This window comes from Porphyrobacter sp. THAI-01a (genome assembly GCF_056868655.1).
On sequence record NZ_CP180579.1, the window covers coordinates 2,812,454 to 2,827,938 of the forward strand.

General features: G+C 67.6%; 12 protein-coding genes and 2 tRNA genes. 3 read left to right on the plus strand and 11 right to left on the minus strand.

The window, feature by feature from the left end; all coding sequences use genetic code 11:
- Complete coding sequence (locus ACMX37_RS13530) at positions 1–690, minus strand: class I SAM-dependent methyltransferase (RefSeq protein ID WP_483146431.1); 690 nt, start codon at positions 688–690, stop codon at positions 1–3.
- Positions 677–1,705 carry a glycosyltransferase family 2 protein gene (locus tag ACMX37_RS13535; protein ID WP_483146432.1) on the minus strand — a complete coding sequence of 343 codons (1,029 nt, stop codon included), beginning with the start codon at positions 1,703–1,705 and terminating at the stop codon, positions 677–679. The genes ACMX37_RS13530 and ACMX37_RS13535 overlap by 14 nt, the downstream gene beginning before the upstream one ends.
- Positions 1,706–2,244: 539 nt before the next feature.
- On the opposite strand from ACMX37_RS13535, the gene ACMX37_RS13540 reads away from it, so the two are divergent.
- Positions 2,245–4,986, plus strand: coding sequence for a TonB-dependent receptor plug domain-containing protein (locus ACMX37_RS13540; RefSeq protein WP_483146433.1), 2,742 nt, complete (start codon positions 2,245–2,247; stop codon positions 4,984–4,986).
- A gap of 94 nt (positions 4,987–5,080) precedes the next feature.
- On the opposite strand, the gene ACMX37_RS13545 is transcribed toward ACMX37_RS13540, so the two are convergent.
- The 3 genes from ACMX37_RS13545 to ACMX37_RS13555 all read right to left on the minus strand — a co-directional run bounded on the left by ACMX37_RS13545 (position 5,081) and on the right by ACMX37_RS13555 (position 8,794).
- On the minus strand, positions 5,081–8,194 hold the full coding sequence (locus ACMX37_RS13545; protein ID WP_483146434.1) for a TonB-dependent receptor domain-containing protein: 3,114 nt from the start codon (positions 8,192–8,194) through the stop codon (positions 5,081–5,083).
- Between the two features lie 400 nt (positions 8,195–8,594).
- Positions 8,595–8,670, minus strand: a tRNA-Thr gene (locus tag ACMX37_RS13550).
- 50 nt (positions 8,671–8,720) lie between these two features.
- Positions 8,721–8,794: transfer RNA gene (locus ACMX37_RS13555), tRNA-Cys, on the minus strand.
- A gap of 138 nt (positions 8,795–8,932) precedes the next feature.
- Here ACMX37_RS13555 and ACMX37_RS13560 point away from each other — a divergent pair.
- Together ACMX37_RS13560 and ACMX37_RS13565 are read left to right on the plus strand one after the other, a co-directional pair.
- Positions 8,933–9,712: an acyl-CoA thioesterase gene (locus ACMX37_RS13560; RefSeq protein ID WP_483146435.1), complete on the plus strand. Its 780-nt coding sequence runs from the start codon at positions 8,933–8,935 to the stop codon at positions 9,710–9,712.
- 63 nt (positions 9,713–9,775) lie between these two features.
- Positions 9,776–12,094, plus strand: coding sequence for a trypsin-like serine protease (locus ACMX37_RS13565; protein ID WP_483146436.1), 2,319 nt, complete (start codon positions 9,776–9,778; stop codon positions 12,092–12,094).
- A gap of 10 nt (positions 12,095–12,104) precedes the next feature.
- Here ACMX37_RS13565 and ACMX37_RS13570 read toward each other — a convergent pair whose 3' ends face one another.
- The 6 genes from ACMX37_RS13570 to ACMX37_RS13595 form a co-directional block, all read right to left on the minus strand.
- Positions 12,105–12,926 carry a crotonase/enoyl-CoA hydratase family protein gene (locus ACMX37_RS13570; RefSeq protein ID WP_483146437.1) on the minus strand — a complete coding sequence of 274 codons (822 nt, stop codon included), beginning with the start codon at positions 12,924–12,926 and terminating at the stop codon, positions 12,105–12,107.
- A gap of 82 nt (positions 12,927–13,008) precedes the next feature.
- Positions 13,009–13,398, minus strand: a complete 390-nt coding sequence (locus ACMX37_RS13575; RefSeq protein ID WP_483146438.1) for a hypothetical protein — start codon at positions 13,396–13,398, stop codon at positions 13,009–13,011.
- Entirely contained in the window at positions 13,395–13,823 is a 429-nt protein-coding gene (locus ACMX37_RS13580) for a JAB domain-containing protein (protein ID WP_483146439.1), read from the minus strand. The genes ACMX37_RS13575 and ACMX37_RS13580 overlap by 4 nt, the downstream gene beginning before the upstream one ends.
- 61 nt (positions 13,824–13,884) lie before the next feature.
- Positions 13,885–14,391 (minus strand): hypothetical protein, encoded by a 507-nt coding sequence (locus ACMX37_RS13585; protein ID WP_483146440.1) that lies wholly within the window; start codon positions 14,389–14,391, stop codon positions 13,885–13,887.
- Positions 14,392–14,395: 4 nt separating this feature from the next.
- Entirely contained in the window at positions 14,396–14,758 is a 363-nt protein-coding gene (locus tag ACMX37_RS13590; protein WP_483146441.1) for a hypothetical protein, read from the minus strand.
- A 25-nt stretch (positions 14,759–14,783) separates the two neighbouring features.
- Entirely contained in the window at positions 14,784–15,386 is a 603-nt protein-coding gene (locus tag ACMX37_RS13595; RefSeq protein ID WP_483146442.1) for a hypothetical protein, read from the minus strand.
- Between the last annotated feature and the right edge of the window lie 99 nt (positions 15,387–15,485).

A 15,485-nucleotide genomic window follows, 5' to 3' on the forward strand; every position in this document is an offset into this window, starting at 1 on the left:
TCAGCGCGCGACGAGGCAGTATTGCGCGCCCAGCGGCAGCCAGCCGAGCCCGCGCTCGAGCGGGCGCAGCGCGGCGAGGAAGCCGGGGAAGAACAGCGTCCACCTGAGGTCCACGTCGGCGAACCCCGCGGCGCGGAACCGGCGGCGCATTTCCGGCGCGCTGATCAGCACCGCATTGGCGTCGAAGGGGCAGGTCGCGACCGCGTGGCGGGTCAGCGGGTTCCAGGGGTTGTGCTCGAACAGGATGAAGCGGCCCTTGGGCGAAAGCGTCCGGCGGATCTCGGCGAGCAGCCGGATGTGGTCGGCTTCCGGGATGTGGTGGAAGACGCAGGCGGTGAAGACGAGGTCGAAGCTCGCGTCATCGAAGGGCAGGGTCTGCCCGTCGTAGCACACCGTCTCGAGCGGGCGGATCGCGCGGGCCTCGCAGTGGGTGAGCGAGCGCGCCGACACGTCGAGCGCGGTCAGCGCGGCCTCGGGGAACTGGCGCTGGAGATGGGCGATGCAATTGCCCCGCCCCGCGCCGAAATCCATGATCCGCCGGGGGTGGACGCCCGCCGCCGCCGTCGCGCGGGCGGCCTCCTTCGCCTTGTATTCGGCAAAGAAGTCGGGGTCCTCGCCGCTCAGCCGCACCGACTGGGCGTGCTGCGCGTCGTATTCGTCAACGTAGGCGTCGAATTCAGCCTGCGACACGGATGCCCTCGTCCGGCTGGATCGCGGCTGCGGCGGCATCGGGCTCCTCGTTGGCGGCGATCGGGTGGCGGCGCACCTCGGAGACGATGAACAGCGGGCGCTGCTTGGCCTCCATGTACATCCGGCCGAGATACTCGCCGAACACGCCCATCACCAGCAGCTGCACGCTGCCCATGATCAGCGTCACCGCGGCAAGGCTCGCCCAGCCTTCGACCGTGCCGCCGCGGAGCCACCCCCAGGCAACCCACACCAGCGCGGCAAGGCCCGCGAGGCCGAACAGCATCCCGAGATGCGAGGCAAAGCGCAGCGGCACCACCGAGAAGCTGGTCACCGCATCCGCCGCCAGCGCCAGCATCTTGCGCAGCGGGTAGTTGGTCTCCCCGGCAAAGCGCGGGTCGCGCTCGTAGGGGAAGGCGGTCTGGTTGAAGCCGACATAGCTCACGAGACCGCGGATGAAGCGGTAGCGTTCGGGCATGGCGTTGAGCTGGTCCACCACCCGGCGGGTCATCAGCCGGAAATCGCCGGTGTCGCGCGGGATCGGGGTGTCGACCATCGCGCTCAGCATGCGGTAGAACAGCGAGGCGGTGCCACGCTTGAAGGCGGTCTCGCCGTGGCGCTTGATGCGCTGGCCATAGACCACGTCATAGCCCGCGCGCACCTGCTCGAGCATCGGACCGAGCAGTTCGGGCGGGTCCTGAAGGTCGGCATCGAGCACGAACACCAGCTCGCCGCGCACGTGATTGAGGCCCGCGGTCAGCGCCAGCTGGTGCCCGTGGTTGCGCGCCAGGTTGATGGCGACGATGCGCGGATCGTGGTCGGCGTGGCGGCAGATCGCCGCCCAGCTGGCGTCCTTCGACCCGTCGTTGACGAGGATCAGCTCGTAGTTGTCGGCAAAGATCGCCCGCGCCGCCGCGGTGACGCGCTCGACCAGCGCGTCGAGCCCGGCCTCCTCGTTGTAGACCGGGATGACGACGGACAGCTCGCAGGAGCCCGAAAATGTGTGCGGAACGTGCAAGTTCCAGTTCCTCCTGAAGCGACCGATGCAGCTAACCGAAATCGTCGGGCCGTGGTTCCCGGCAAGAGGCGGGCCGTGCGCCCGCTTCTGCCGTGCCGTGCCGCCCGAGGGACCTGAGCGACCGGCGTTCTGTCCGGCCCCGCCCGCAGGCGGCGCTATATCCTGCATGGGCCGCAGAATATCAAGGCTTCTCGTGGACCGGCCCGCCCGGCTCCCCCGACGGGCGGCAGGGGCGCGGGGACTGTTGCAAAAGCATGACACGGCGCAAGCATTGTGCGCAAAGCGGCGCCTTGCGATTGTTTTTCATTGACCCTTTGCGTGCCGGCCGCAAGTTTTGGCAGGCCAGCGGGTCGCACGGGGGTCGCGTCCGGCTGATGCCAAGAGCGGGAACGGGCAGCGCGCGAGGCGCAGCCAAGACCTCCCGCAAAGACGACACGAGGGGACTGAACGCAGCGTCCGGCCATCCGGGCGTGCAGCCCCGTGTGCGAGGCACCCCGCCGCCGCGCATCCAGGATTCGAGACACAGACAAGGAAGAACAATGCGAAATATTCAAAAGGCGCTTCTCTCCGGTTCGACCATCGCCTTCGGCGCGGCCCTGACCGGCGCCGCACCGGCCGCCGCCGCGGAAGCCGCGGATTCCGAGGCCCCGGTCATTGTCACCACCGCCGCCCAGGCCGCGGCTCAGGCCGGTGAGGCAGCTGACGACGTCGTCGACAGCGGCGACGTGCTGATCGTCACGGGCACGCGGCGCTCGAACCGCACCGTTTCCGAAAGCCCGGTTCCGATCGACGTGATCGGCGGCGAACAGCTGCGCCAGTCGGGCCTCGTCGAGACCGCGCGCCTGCTGCGCGACCTCGTGCCCTCGCTCAACTTCCCGCAGCCCTCGATCACCGACGGCACCGACGCGATCCGCCCCGCCACCCTGCGCGGCCTCGGCCCCGACCAGACGCTGGTGCTGATCAACGGCAAGCGCCGCCATGTCGCCGCGCTGCTCAACCTCAACGGCTCGGTCGGGCGCGGTTCGACCGCGGTCGACCTCAACCAGATCCCCTCCTCCGCGATCGGACGGGTCGAGGTGCTGCGCGATGGCGCTGCGGCCCAGTACGGCTCCGACGCGATCGCCGGGGTGATCAACTTCCAGCTCAACGATGCGCGTGAAGGCGGGCGGTTCTTCGTCAACTACGGCGGCTTCAACACCCGCATCGCCGGCGTGCAGGAAGTGACCGGCGTGAACGGCACCGCGGGCGCCGTGCCGACGCTCACCCCCGACGGGGTGCTGCAGCTCAACACCAACGGGCGCGACCTCAAGGTCACCGACGGCGAGGTGCTGACCGTTTCGGGCAATATCGGCCTGCCGCTGGGGCCCGAGGGCTTCCTCAACATCACCGCCGAATACCGCGACCGCAACGACACCAACCGGACCGGCTACGATCCGCGGCGCAACTATGCCCAGAGCGGCCCGCTCGACCCGCGCGAGCTCACGCTCGACCGGCGCTACCACCGCTACGGCGACCCGGCGACCGAGGACCTCAACATCGTCGTCAACATGGGCATCCCGCTCGACGAGAATGTCGAGTTCTACGCCTTCGGCAGCTACGGCACGCGCGATGCGGAATCCGCCGGCTTCTACCGCCGCGCGGCCGACAACCGCAACGTGCTGGCGATCTATCCCGACGGCTTCCTGCCGCTGATCAACACCGACACCACCGACTTCTCCATCGTCGGCGGGCTCGAGGGTGATTTCAGCGGCTGGATGTGGGACCTGTCGATGTCCTACGGCGAGAACCGCACCGAATTCCGCGTCACCAACTCGGTCAACGCCTCGCTCGGCGCGGCGAGCCAGACCGAGTTCGACGCGGGCACGATCGACTACAGCCAGCTGATGGCCAACCTCGGCGTCAGCCGCGAGATCGAGATCGCCGGCATCCAGCAGATGACCCTGTCCTTCGGCGCCGAGTGGCGGCGCGAGGAGTACCAGCTGGGTGCGGGCGAGCTGAACAGCTATGTCGCCGGGCCCGTGCGGGTCGGGGCGAACAACTCCTTCATCACCGGGGCCGGGGCAACCGCCTTCGCCGCGCCCGGCGCGCAGGTGTTCCCGGGCTTCCAGCCGCGCATCGGCGGGGTCGACGTGACGCTCCCCAACTCGCGCGAGAACGTCTCGCTCTATGCCGAACTCGACACCGACATCTCCGAGGGCTTCAACATCCAGGTCGCGGGCCGGTTCGAGGATTACACCGACTTCGGCTCGACCCTCAACGGCAAGCTGGCGAGCCGCCTTGCGCTGTTCGACGGCTTCGCCCTGCGCGGCGCGGTGTCGACCGGCTTCCGCGCGCCCTCGCTCCAGCAGCAGTTCTTCGCGGCCGCCGCCACCAACAACATCGGCGGCGTGCTGGTCGATGCGGTCACCCTGCCGGTCAACAACCCGGTCGCGATCGCGCTGGGGGCGACCCCGCTCAAGGCCGAGAAGTCGTTCTCGTGGTCGGCGGGTGCGGTGTTCGACCGGATCGACGGGCTCAACGTCACCTTCGACTACTACCAGATCGACATCGACGACCGCATCGTGTTGACCGACAACCTCACCGCCAGCCGCGATGCGGCGGGCAATCCTTCCGGCACCAACCCGGGCCGCGGGATCGCGCAGATTCTCAACGCCGCGGGCTTCACCAGCATCTCGGCGGCGCGGTTCTTCTTCAACGGCATCGACACCCGCACCCGCGGCTTCGATGCGATCGCGACCTATCGCACCGGGCTGGGCGACCTCGGCACGCTGTCGCTGACGGCTGGATACAACTGGAACGACATCGACATCACGGACCGCCGGACCACCCCCGGCAGCCTTGCGCAGGTGCCCGGCATCGACCTCTTCGGACGGCTCGAATCGCTGCGCATCGAGCGTGGCCAGCCGCGCGACCGCATCAACCTGGGCGCCGACTGGGAGTGGAACTGGCTGAGCGCGACGCTGCGCACCAACCGCTTTGGCGAAGTCTTCTCCGCCGGCGCCACTCCGATCAACGACGTGCTGCTCGAGCCGCGCTGGATCACCGACCTCGAACTGCGCCTGCGCCCGCAGGGCTTTGCCGAGGGGCTGGAACTGGCGGTCGGGGCGAACAACCTGTTCGACCAGTACCCGACCGTGAACCCGACCGGACGGGCCACCGATCCGGTCACCGGCCAGCCGGGCAACCTGTCGGTCAACAACTACTTCCTGCCGTTCTCGTCCTTCTCGCCTTTCGGCTTCAACGGACGGTTCCTCTACGGCCGGATCAGCTTCGCCTTCTGATCGCCCAGGGCGGCAACGCCCGTGATCGCACCAACAGAAAAGGCCCCGGTCTCCCGGGGCCTTTTCCATTGCACAGGGCGATGTGTCGCCGTGATCAGAACCTGAAGCGGAAGCCTGCGTAGAAGAACCGGCCGATATTGTCGTAGATGCCGCTGCCGGCGGTCGTCCCGTCCAGCCCCAGCGGGGGGATCGTGTCGAGCACGTTGTCGACCCCGACATAGAAGGACTGCCCGCCCTCGGTTTCGAGATCGAGCCGGAAATTGTGGTAGAAGGTTTCCGGATAGATGCTCGGGGTGGAGAAGTCCGGGTTCTCCGGCGGGCGCCCCTGCAGCGGGTTGAAGGTCTCGAAGGTGTTGACGAACTGCTCGCCGATGTAGCGCATGTTGTAGGTCAGGCGCGGCACGCCGAAATCGAGCCCGAGGATGATGCTGCCGGAGAACTCGGGGTCGCCAAGCTCCAGAAGCTGCTGGTTGATGAAGTTCGGATCGTCGATGTCGGTGAAGTTGTCCCGCTCGATCACGTAGGACAGCAGCCCGCGGAAGCTGATCGCCACCGGGCCGAGATCCCGCTGGAAGTTGAGATCGAAATCGATGCCCGAGGTCTTCTGCCGGGCGAAGTTGAACGGCCCCGAGATGAACGAGCGGTCGGTCGGCGCGAGCGGGAAGGTGACCGTCGAGCCGCCCAGCAACCGGTCCGACTGGCCCTGGAAGGTCCCGTCGGGACGACGGAAGATCGACGCGCAGAACGGATTGTCGACCCCCGAGGGGTTGTCGTAGCACTGGTTGATGATCGTCTGCGCACCGAGTGCGAAGATCACATTCTCGATCTGGATGTTGTAGTAGTCGACCGAGAGCGACAGGCCGCGCACGAATTCCGGCTGGAAAATCACGCCCGCGGTGAAGCTGTCCGACACTTCGGCATCGAGGTTGGGATTGCTGCCGTTGAGGCCGCGGATCCCCGATGCCGGGATGTTCGTGAAGGGCTGTGCCACCCCGCCCACCTCGACCGTGGTCGGCACCCCGGCCGCCGCGCAGTTGCGCACCCGGTTGGGGTTGTCGTTGATGAAACGCGAGTCGCACGGATCGACGAGGCCGTTGAGGAAGGTCTGGCTCGGCTCGGCGAACAGGTCCGACTGGGTCGGGATGCGCACCGAACGGGCATAGCTGCCGCGCAGCCGGACGCTGTCGATCGGCTGCCAGATGATCCCGGCATTGTAGGCCTCGGTCGTGCCGACATTGCCGATGTTGTAATCGGCGATGCGGAATGCGCCCTCGACGCTCAGTTCGCGGAAGAACGGGACATCGGCAAGGATCGGGATGCGGACTTCGGCATAGGCTTCCTTGGCCTTGAGCGCCGGCGGATCGAAGATCGGGATGGCGTTGAGGAAGGTCGCGCCCGAACGGGTCGTCTCGTCGAAGGCCGAGAAGGCGGTTTCCTTGCGATATTCGCCGCCAAGGGCGAACTGGATCGCGCCGCCCGGCAGTTCGAAGAAGCCCGAGGTGTCGCCGGACACGAAGGCCGTGACCTGGTACTGTTCGGCCTCCTGCTCGCGGCTCGAATTCACGACGAAGTAATCGAGCGCCGCGCGCGAGGGCGCACCGAAGCCGAACAGGTTCACCGGCACACAGGCCGCATCGTCATTGTTCGGATTGGCATCGGCATTGATGCCGCACACGATCTGGCCCGACCCGTTGCGCACCGCGTTGATCGCGTTCGCATAACGCGAGAGCAGGACGTTGCCCTCGGTCTCGTAAAAGGTCTCGAGCCGGCCGTAGTTGAACGCCACCTCGTAGGTCCAGTCGTCGTTGAAGGTCCCGTCGACCCCGACCACCGCACGCCAGGTCTCGCGCCGGTGATCCTCGCCGCGCCCGCCGAAGTCGACGTTGAAGCGGAAGGCCGAGAAGTTGCCGGTCACGCCGGCCTGGGTCAGCGTCGAACGGGCCTGATCGGTCAGGAACGGGTTGTTGATCGAGAAGGTGTTGTTGAAGAAGGTCGGCTGGCCCTCCTGGATCGCGTCGATGCGGACATACTTGGCCTCGACGAAGGGACGGAAGGCTTCCGACACCTCGAAGCTGGCGAGCAGGTTCACCGCCTTGCGGTCGATCTCGGGTGCCAGCTGGCCGGTGAGACCGAGCGTCGAGCCGAGGCCGCCGATCGAGTTGGCCGACCCGACCGTGCGGAAGTCCTTGAGCGGGGTATTGCGCAGCAGTTCGCCGTTCGCGCCGAAGACGAAGGTCTGGCCCAGCGGATTGCCGGCCTGATTGCGCTCGCCGGTGCAGCCAAAGGGTGTCGGCTGGCCGGTGACGAGGCCGGGGCAGGCCGCGGTGAAGAGGCCGCCCTCGGCGATGTTGATGTTGCGCACGCCCTCGACGAAGACCCGGTCGGGCACGCCGTTGCCGCCGGCGGGCTCGCCGATGGTGTTTTCGACGAGCTGGAGCTGGCGGCGGCCGCTGAAGGCGCCGGTGATCTCGTCGCGGTCGGTGAAGTAGACCGCTTCCTGGCGGCTGTATTCGCCCGACACCGCGATGTTGCCGCGGCCGTCGGCGAAGTTCTTGCCGGCGGTCAGCGAGGCGAAGATCGTGCTGCGATGGCCGCCATCGGCGATACCGCCCTGGATCTGGCCTTCGAGACCCTCGAAATCGCGCTTCAGGATGAAGTTCACCACGCCCGCGACGGCGTCGGCACCATAGACCGCGCTGTTGCCACCGGTGGTGATGTCGATGCGGTCGACCAGGGCATTGGGGATGGTGTTGATGTCGACGCTGGTCGGAACGCCGGGCTGCGCGGTGATGTGACGACGTCCGTTGACCAGCACCAGCGTGCGGTTGGTGCCGAGACCGCGCAGATCGAGCAGGTTGAGCCCGGCCGTGCCGATGAAGCGGGTCGAGTTGGACTGGCTGAAGGTCGAACGCAGCGAGGGCAGATCGTTCAGCGCATCGCCGAGGTTGATCTCGCCGGTCGACTGGATCTCGTCGAGCGAGAGCGACACGATCGGCGAGGTGCTTTGCTGGTTGGGCCGCTGGATGCGCGAGCCCGTCACCACGATCGCATTGCCGAGGCCGGCTTCGGCGTCATCGGCAGCGGAGGTGACAGTAGTGTCGTTGGCAGCCTGGTCTTGCGCGACCGCCGGAGCAGCGATCGTGAGCGCGGCCAGGCCGGCGCCGGCAAAGAGTCCGGTCCGCGCGGAGGCGGAGAAAAAGGTTGTCATCGGGGTAAGCCTCTCATCTGTCATGCAATTGCGGACGGCTCCGCAGAGGACACGTCTGGTGTCTGACCGAGAGACTAGAGGCGGGGCCCGGCCGGCGCCCGCGCAATGACGATCATTTCGTCGCAGAATTACCTGATGTTGTCAGATTACAACAAGAGTAAGCAATAATCGTGACAGGAGGGCCGTTCGTCGAATTGTTCGGCGAAACATCATTGTTATTGATCCAGGTTATAGCTTACCGAGCGAGCAGCGCCGTCGCGGCAGTTCGCTCTCCGGCTGCACCAGCAGCATGCGCTGCACGCGGCCTGCCGGCGCCTGCCTCGGGTGATCCCGATGCAAGCCGGTTTCCGCAAAAATGGCGGTTTTTCAAGACGTCCAGCGATGTCGGGAAACAGGCAGGTGGTGCCGCTTACGTGACTCGAACACGTGACCCCATCATTACGAATGATGTGCTCTACCGACTGAGCTAAAGCGGCATTCCTGCTCGCGGCCCTAATCCGGCGGGCGCGCGGGCGCAATGCAAAGGTGGAGGCCCGAGCCGGAATCGAACCGGCGTATACGGATTTGCAGTCCGCTGCGTCACCACTCCGCCATCGGGCCGAGCCTTCCGGGACGATGCCCCGGACGGAAGGCGCGCCCTAGCGATTCGGGGGCGGCTTGGCAATCTATGTTCGCGCGGCCCACCTTCCCCAACGGCAATCTGGACGCGGGACACGAGGCAAGGCAAAGCGCAGGGCCATGACCATCGCCAGCCTGCTCGAACCCGTTACCGGCCAGCCCGGCCCCGCCCGCCTCGTCCATGCCGCCGACTGGATGCAGGGCCGCACGCTCTATGGCGGTGCCTCGGCGCTGGTGGCCTACACGATGGCGACCCGCGCCTTCACCGGCCTTCCGCCCCTGCGCGCCGGGCAAATCGCCTTCGTCGCGCCCGTGGGCGAGGAGATCGAACTCACCGCCGAGATCGTCCGTCAGGGCCGCAACGTGACGCAGGTCCGCTCCGAAATCCTGAGCGAGGGCCGCGTCGCCCTGTCCGCCTACTGGCTGTTCGGCGAGGGACGCGAGGCGAATGCCGTCCACCCCTGCGCCATGCCCGAGGACTGGCCCGGCCCGCCCGAGGACAACGCCGTGGTCACCCACCAGTTCGCGCCCGCCTTCGTCGCCAAGAACTTCGAGCTGCGCCACGGCCAGACCAGGGGCACCGACCGGGGCGCGACCGTGCGGCGCTGGGCGCGGCTGACCGAGGCACACGATCTCGATCCGGTCGCAACGCTTGTGCTGATGGGCGATGTCATGCCGCCCGGCGCGATGCGGGCGATGCGGCGGCAGGGACCGATCAGTTCGATCAACTGGTCCTTCAACGTGCTCGATCCCGGGAGCCGCTCGCGTGATGGCTGGTATCTCGCCGAGAACGCCAGCCAGCACGCCGACGCCGGGTATTCCTCCGAGCGTCTGAGGATGTGGGATGCCGAGGGGAGGCAAGTGCTCGACGGGATGCAGTGCGTGGCCGTGTTCGGCTAGCCGCCCCCGCACTTGACGCGGCAGGGAGTCTCTGATGGACTGCACCCCGGGGTGAGGGGGTGCATGATGCTGTTTCGTCAGGCTTTCGGGTTTCGGCTGCTGGCCTTCCTCGTCCTGCTCGGCACCGCACAGATCGCCGCCGCCGAGGAACCCGGACAGCCGGACGACACGAGGGTCATCGATATCGACGCCAACGGCCTCGATCCGCTGGCCCGGCGCCTGAGCCCCAAGGAACGCTCGCAGCGGATCAATCTCAAGACCTACAGCGACGAGGAATGGGAAAGGCTCGAGGGTGAACTCGCAGCCGATCTCGCAGCCTGTGACAGCGGCAATGCCCTGGCCTGCGTGAACGCGGGAGATGCCTTCCTTTCAGGTGACGGCGTGTGGCCCATCGCGCGCATCGCCGAGACACTCTACAAGGAGGCCTGCGATGCGGGTGCGGGCGACGGCTGCGCCGCGCTCGCGACGCTGGTCGAGACCGCGCAGGTCGGCATCGCGTACGAGGCCTCCCCCGGCTTCGAGGACATGCACCCCTACATCGAGAAGGCCTGCGATCTCGGCCACCTCGACAGCTGCGACCTGTTCGCCTCGCGCCTGCGCGGCGCCGAACCGGAAGACGGTTTCCGCAACAGGGTCGGCCCATTGCCGGCTCTCGACCTCGCCCGGTCGGACGCCTTGCTCGAAAGCACCTGCGCCAGGGGCGGGACGAAAGCGTGCCTCTCTCTTGCCACCCTGCTGCGGGAGACCGGCGCTCCGGGCGACATCGAACGGGCCACCGCCATGCTCGACATCATGTGCCGGGACCAGGTGGTCGCGGCCTGCCAGGAGATGATCGGTCTGGCGGAGGGCGACGAGGGGCAGGTCAACCGCTACAAGGATCTTGCCTGCCGATCCGGCGATGCCTCGGAATGCATCGACATGAACGCGCGCACCTTCAGGGGTGTCGGCGGCGCGGCGGACCGCGCGCGGGCGATTGCCTATTCCGACGCAGCCTGCCGGATCGATGCCGGCTATTGCGAGGTCTCCACGGTGCTCCGCGCCATGCCGGAGCTGCGCAGCGCCTGCGTACCCGGGGAACCGCGCACCTGCGCCGCGCTCGGCCGGGCGCTTGCGGTGGTGCTCTCCCCGGAATGGGACGCGGCGCAGGCCTTCGCGCTGCTGGAAGCGGCCTGCCGCGCCGGTATCGGGGATGCCTGCAAGGATGCGGCGGCAGTCACCCGTGACCCGGCGCGCAAGAGCGACCTCCTCGAAACCGGCTGCACGGCCGGCGACCCGGATTCCTGCTTCGGGCTTGCCGATAGCCTCGCCGAGGGCACCTTCGGCCACAAGGACGAGGACCGCGCTGTCCTGCTCTATGCGTCGCTCTGCGATGCCGGCGCGGCGGCGGCCTGCGACGCGGAGAGCCGTTTTGCCGGGTTCGTCCCCGCCGCCCGCATCAGGCCCGCAAGCGAGGACTACGTCGCGCCGCTCGATTCGACCCAGCCGAAGACCTGGATGGATTACGCTCTCATTCCCGACTGCTTCACGGCCAGCGCGATGTTCCGCGGGGCGCTGGTGATCCAGGAGAACTGTTCGCAGCGCGAGAAGGGCATCGGCAGCGACAGGGCCCGCCCGGGGCAGGCGCCGTGGCAGGCGCTGCTGTGGCGGCCCGCCACGCTCAACCGCAGCGAGCTGAGCGAGGCACAGCGGGTGCTGTGCGGCGGCTCCCTGATCGCACCCGGCTGGGTGCTGACCGCAGCCCATTGCCTTGTCGACAGCAACGTCAATGTGGTGACCGGCGGACACCGCATCCGGCTCGGCGTGTTCAATCCGCAGGTCGACGAGGGGGTGAGCTACCCCATCCTCGGTGCCTTCCCCCACCCCGGGTTCGACAAGGGGAACAAGTATCTCTTCGACATCGCGCTGATCCGCTACGATCACCGCGCACCCGACCGGGGGAAATCCAATCAGCCCTGGTCGCGCCTGCCGATTGCAGCGATCACGCTCGATCCGCTTCCCCTGGGCCAGCGCCGCATCGCCAACGGAATGCCGGTCTATTCCTTCGGCTGGGGCTGGACCGCAGCCGAGAAGAGCGCCGCGACCGATTATCTCCAGGTGATCGCGATGGAACTGGTGAGCGAGCCGGTCTGCACCGCGCTGACCGGCTTCCGCAAGGCGCTCGACAACGCGGCGCTGTGCGCAGGCGGCAGGAAGCGGGAACAAACCTGTTTCGGCGACAGCGGCGGCCCGCTCGTGACCTATGGCGACGATAGCCGCAGGCCGGTGCTGATCGGGGTGGTGAGCGCAGGCAAGAAATGCGGCACCACCGGCAGGCTCAGCCAGTATACCCGCGTCGCCAAGGTGAGGGACTGGATCGAGCGGACGATGAAGGCCGCCCGCTGACGAGGGCCGCCTAGACGTCCTCGAAGTTCGGCTTGCGGCGCTCCATCTCGGCCATCACCGCCTCGACCTGGTTCCGGCTGCGCAGGATCGCGTGCTGCTCGATGCTTTCCTCGAGCAGGATCGCATCGGTCTCGCGCTCGTGCATCGCGGCCTGCAGGCGCTTGGCGGCGCGGATCGCGTGGGGGTTCTTGAGCGCGATCTGGCGGGCCAGCGCCAGCGCCCGATCGCGGGGGTTGTCGTCGACATGGGTCGCAAGGCCGAGCGCAACGGCCTCGGCCCCGTTGAACTCGCGGTTGGTGTAGATCAGCTCGCGCAGCACGTCGTCGCGCACCAGCCCGCGCCACAGGACATAGCCGCCCATGTCGGGGATGAGGCCCCACTTCATCTCCATGATCGCCATGCGGGTTTCGGGGTGGACGATGCGGATGTCGGCCCCGCTGGCGATCTGCAGGCCCCCGCCGAAGCACACGCCGTGGACCGCGGCGATCACCGGCACGGGCAGCTTGCGCCACTGCATCGCCACCTGCTGCGCCCGGTTGGCGTTGCCATGGGTGCGCTCGGTGAGTCCCGGCTCGTCCTCGGGAGGGCGCCTCGAGAAATTCGACAGGTCGAGTCCGGCGCAGAAGGCCCGGCCCTCGCCCGAGAGCACCACCGCGCGCAGGCCCTTCATCCGCTGGAGCGCATGGCCTGCCTCGATGATTCGCTCGAACATCTGAGGGTCGAGCGCGTTCATCTTGTCGGCGCGCACGAAGCGGACTTCGGCGACCCCGTCCTCGCCCATGGTGATGGCGACGCGGTCGTTGGCGATCGTGGCGGCGGCGGTGGCGGACATTGGCGTGATCCCTTGGAAAGGCTGTGTCTGGCAGGCGAGATTGGCCGATCCGCCGCACCCTGTCCAGAGCATGCGCGGCCTCTCAGCCGGGGCGGATCAGGCCGGACGCGTAAGGCAATTCGAGGACATAGCCGACGGCCGGGTCGCCGCCGATCAGGTGCGCAAAGCCCGCCGCGCCGAGCTTGGCGCGCGCGCCGGCGATTTCCTCCGGAAGGGCTCCACACGCCTGACCGAAGGCGACGAGGCAGACCTCGTCCAGCAATTGCCCGACGGTGACGCGCTCGCCCGGCTGTTCGGCCAGGCGCCACACAAGGCCGAACTCGCACGGGGACAGGCCGAGCCAGCGGTCGTCCACCCGCCCGTCGCGATGCTTGAGATCGAGCGTCAGGTCGCCCGCCTCGCGAAAGCGGCGGACGCCGCCCGCACCTGCGGCGGCGCCGGGGAAGTGGCGGGGGGGGAGCGGCGCGTTCACAACAGCAGCCCTCCGGCGCGCATGGAATAGACCGCCTCGGTGGTGAAGATCAGGTGATCGATCAGTGCGATGTCGAGTGCGCGGGCGACCTCGGCGAGCCGGCGCGTGGCGGCGATGTCGCAGCCGCTCGGCCGGCAGTGGCCCGAAGGGTGGCTGTGGGCGAGGATGATCCCAGCCGCATCGTGACGCAGCGCCTCGCCCAGCAGTGCCCGCATCCTGAGGCTGAGCGTGGTCATGGTGCCGATGCCGCAGGGCGCATCGCCAAGCCAGACGCTCCGGGCATCGACGAAGACCGCGTGGCCGCGCTCGAACTGCGCAGGCGGGGCGAGCACGACGCTGCGCAGGTAGCCGATCATCGCGGCGGCGCGCTGCTCCTGCGAGAGCGCATCCTCGCCGGAAGTGCGGGCGAGCGCGGTGGTCAGCACGGACGGTTGCCCCGGCGAAGGGGCGAGACGGCAGATTCAGGCATGGGGAACTCCCCTCAGGTCAGATTTGCAATCCGCGGGCGAAGGGCGCGGCCTCGCGCCATTCGCGATAGGGGCCGAACCGCCGTTCGCGCAGGACATGGCGGACGAACCCGACCGCCAGCACCAGCAGCTGGCAGTAGGACGGCCCGATGATCAGGATCGCGTAGGCGAGCGGCGAGGCACTTTCGACCATCACCCGCACCAGATGCGCCCCGAGCGCAACGAGCTGGAAGCCGGCGATCCACAGCGGATAGTTGCGGTTGGCGTTGAGCGCCACGGCCACGAACAGGAAAGTGGCGATCACATCGACGACCACAATGGCGCCCGGCAAGGTGCCCACCACCTTCGTGCCCAGATCGAACCCCCAGATCACGTAAACCGGCAGCACCATCGTGGCGAGGAAGATGGAGATCAGCCAGCGTTCCGGCGCCCCGCCCCAGCGCCAGATCGCTCCTGCCAGCAGGAAGCTCACCAGATGCTGGGCGGGGACCCGGTAGGTGTTGAAGAGTTCGAGCCAGTGCTCCATCGGATCAGGCTTGCACCCGCTCCATGTCGCGCATGTGCCGCACCGGCATGGCGTCGAGATCGCTCGGCGGGATCTTGGTCGGATCGCCGGGATCGCCGCTCGCCTGGACGTGGGTGCGCGCGACCTTGCTCAACTCGTCATGCACCCGTAGCAGGCTCGTCGACATGGCGAGCGCCTGGCTTTCGGCCTCGGTCAGGCGCAGCAGCGCACGCTGGCCGGTGCTGACCTCGACCAGGGGGTTCTGCCGGGCGGACAGCATGGCCTGCTTGAGCCGCGCCATGGCGATGATCGATTCGTCGGCGAGCGCTTCGGCTTCGCGGACCAGCTTCTTGAGATTGTGTGCGTCAGCGAGAATGCGATTGTCCATCGTCGGTCTCCTGCCGGACCGGCGCTCACCCAGTCACGACCCCGGTTTCCACGGAGAGGTAAGCCTTGCCTTCCGTCGCTGCGCTGAGCGTCATCGCGGCCGTGATCGCCAGGACCACCGAGGCCAGGATGCCCGTGGCGATCCCGACGATCGCCCCTAGTCGCACCAGGACGGCATGCTCACCATCGAGCACTCCGGGGACCACCCGGGGCTCGCCCGACCTCAGCCACGGCGCCTGTTCTATGAGCGGCATCGCATCGCTGAGGACAAGCCGACCCGGGTCATCCCTGCCGTCGTGTTCAGCCGGATCAGCTACCGGGTTAATCTGAGAATTTGTGTATGCAGGTTCGCTGAAGGGCTTGAGCAAAGCTTCATCCGCAACACCCCCGAGGTCGCGCGCGGCGGCTTCCTCGGCCGCTTCGGGAGCGAGGGTGGCACGGTAGTTCTCGACCAGCTCGCCGAGGCTGGCGGCATCGTAGAAGTCCTTGAGGGCGCGGATATGCTGGTTGATCCGCGTCTCGGACACGCCGAGGTCCGCGGCGATTACCTTGATCGGAACGCGCCGGTCGATCCGCTCCATCACCGCGCGCTGTCTGTCGGTAAGCCGCCGTGCGGCACCGGACTCCATGACCCACTCCTTCAACAGTTCATCGGCTGTTTACCCTGAAACTAACGCAAACTGGACAGGATTTCTTCCATTTCGGATCAGAATGCTACGGACCATTCA